Here is a 2649-nt window from a genome sequence, read left to right as displayed (position 1 = left end):
GTTCGGGCCACACCGATGGGTTTGAGACGCTTACCTCGGCCCGCTCTGTCGCTAGATTAACGCTGGCCGACACCACTCCAGTGACAGCTGACAACGCTTTTTCCACTCTTCCGACACAGGAGGCGCATGTCATCCCTTCTATGGGGAAGTGTATCATTTCTGGCGTTTCCGGGGGGATTTCAATGTGAGCATTCATGTCCATTTCCTGTCGTTCGAATCATCACTCACAAACAGTGATGCGGGTTCCAACGATTGGAAGGTCAAGCAAGAGAATATTTTCTTACATCACTTGACCTTACAACGATGGAAAGCCGTACTTGATGTGCGTGAGACAAAAGAGGAGATTCTCATGCGCTTTCAGATCCCGAACATGACGTGTGGTGGTTGCGCCAACAGGGTTACAAACGCAGTGCATTCGGTCGACCCCAAGGCGGAGGTGAAGGCTGACCCGGTCAAGCTAACAGTAACGGTTGCCTCGGCGGAGCCCGAGCACCGGTTCGTTTCGGTTCTCGCTGATGCCGGTTATCCGCCGGAGAGATAAGCCGCGGGTTGCCGACTGAAACCGTCAGCCGCCGTGTTTCTTCGCGGCGGTTGGAAAAGTTGTAGGTCGGTGACAAAGGAACTGGGCGTTAGGCGGGGCAGGGAGGTGAGTAGCGGGCACTGTCGAAGGAAACTGGCTTTAGGCGGGTTGAACCGGTCCGTGGAATCTAGGCATAATCTGACGCTTCCCCTTTTGCTGTTTAAAAACGAGCCCGGAAACGATCCACCAGGCGGTAACGCTGTGTATTCGGTTTCCGCGTTTGCACGTTCTACCGCTAACGCTCTCAATTGAGAACCTACAGAAATCCGCTGGGGTGCTGGAGCAGTATAGGTTGCTTCACCAACAGTTTAGTCGAGGCCACAAGAACATATGTCCCACATTGAAAATAATTCGGCTCACACTGTCTTGCAGTCAAGTTTGAAGGGTGCCTTCGACCATGTTGCCAGAATAGGAAGAAATGGTGCCATTCTCTCCGGCTGTGAGCGTTGTGAAGCTACGCGGCAGATGCTTCACGGTGTGAGCTCGGTTTATGAAACCGTAAACAAGAAGGACAAGAATGTCCTGCAACAGCTGATATCCGAGGCGTTTGCCTCCCCGGAGAAATTGCCCAGGGGGGTTCTTAGGTTTGTCGGTGCGGACAACACCAGCTCCTGGTTAGAAGTGGTGGTTTCAGCGCCTTTTTGCGGCGACGAAGCGGTTATCATGGCCAACGACGTGACGGACTGTGTGAGACTGAAGTCTTTTTCCGAAATTGTCGAAAACACTGTGTTGATAGGCAATTGGGAACTGGAGTTCACCGGTGCGCGGGCGATCTATCTATCGCCGAACGTGAAGCGGATATTTGAAATCCCGGAAGGCAAGAACCTCTCGACTCTGAACGAGCTTTTGGATTTCTTTCCATCAGATCAAAAAGCGCAGCTTCTTGCCGCTTCCGAGAAATTGTTTCTTTCCGGCACCTCCTTTGATTTGACGTTGAAGGTGAACGGGTGGCGAAACTCCGAAAAATTCGTTCAGATTTACGCGGATGCCCAAAATGTCGATGGCGCGGTGAACCGGATTTTCGGGACCTGCCGGGATGTGACTGAACGGGTCTTGAAGGAACGCGCCCTGTCAAAAGAAAAAGAAAAGGCGGAGGCCGCCAGCCGGACAAAATCGCAGTTTCTTGCCAATATGAGCCACGAGATCAGAACTCCGTTGAATGGGGTGATCGGTGTGGCTTCCCTCCTTGAAGCCACAGACTTGAATGACGAGCAAAGGAAGTTTCTTGCACTGATCCGGGAATCCGGGGATTTGCTCCTGTCTGTTCTGAATGACATCCTGGACCTGTCCAAGGTCGAGGCTGGGCATATGGAACTGGAGGCAGAGCCCTTTAAGGTGAGTGCCCTGATCCCCCGTCTGAAAGGCCTCTATGAGATGAAGGCCAAGGAGAAGGGGATTTATCTCTACGTCGACGTCAGATGCAATGAAATGATCGAACGGGTCGGTGACGCCAACCGCATCCTGCAAGTTCTGCATAATATTCTCAGCAATGCGGTGAAGTTCACCGAGAAAGGCCGGGTAATTCTCCGCGTCCGTGACTTTGAGAACGAACCGCTTCATATATCGATTGCGGACACTGGAATAGGAATGACCGAGGAGCAGAGGTCACGGCTTTTCGAGCCCTTCATGCAGGCCGATTATTCAACAACCCGCAAATATGGCGGCACGGGCCTTGGCATGGCGATTGCGAAAAAGATGGTGGAAGCGATGCAGGGCGACGTGGCTGTAAAGTCCAGGGAGGGACACGGCACGGAGGTTTCGCTGAACATTCCGCTGCCCACCGTGACTGCTGCCAAGGTCCAGGCCGCAGCGCCCAGCAGCAATTTGGCGAGCTTCCAGGGCCGTCGCGCACTTGTTGCCGAAGACAATCGAGCCAATCAGGTGGTGATTTCAGCGATGCTGAGGAAACTCGGCGTTGAGGCCGACATTGCCGACAATGGTCAGCAAGCGGTGGAGGCCTGCAAAAACGGCGGGTATGACATTTACATACTGGACTACTCGATGCCGATTATGAACGGTGTTGAAGCTCTGCAAGCCATTCGTGAATTTGAACTGTCCCGGAATAGGGA

General features: G+C 53.2%; 3 protein-coding genes. 2 read left to right on the top strand and 1 reads right to left on the bottom strand.

The window, feature by feature from the left end:
• A partial coding sequence (locus A2I95_RS30550; RefSeq protein WP_291735911.1) for a heavy metal-associated domain-containing protein occupies nt 1-196 on the bottom strand: 196 nt, incomplete at its 3' end.
• Between A2I95_RS30550 and A2I95_RS30545 the strand changes: the two genes are divergently transcribed.
• Complete coding sequence (locus A2I95_RS30545; RefSeq protein ID WP_291735909.1) at nt 185-541, top strand: heavy-metal-associated domain-containing protein; 357 nt, start codon at nt 185-187, stop codon at nt 539-541. The genes A2I95_RS30550 and A2I95_RS30545 overlap by 12 nt on opposite strands.
• Before the next feature lie 369 nt (nt 542-910).
• Nucleotides 911-2649 (top strand): ATP-binding protein (locus A2I95_RS30540; RefSeq protein ID WP_291735907.1); only part of this gene is annotated, 1739 nt, incomplete at its 3' end.

It is taken from the genome of Leisingera sp. F5 (assembly GCF_001593695.1).
The sequence above is the reverse complement of the archived record's forward strand: the minus strand, read 5'-3'. Positions and strand labels throughout refer to the sequence as shown.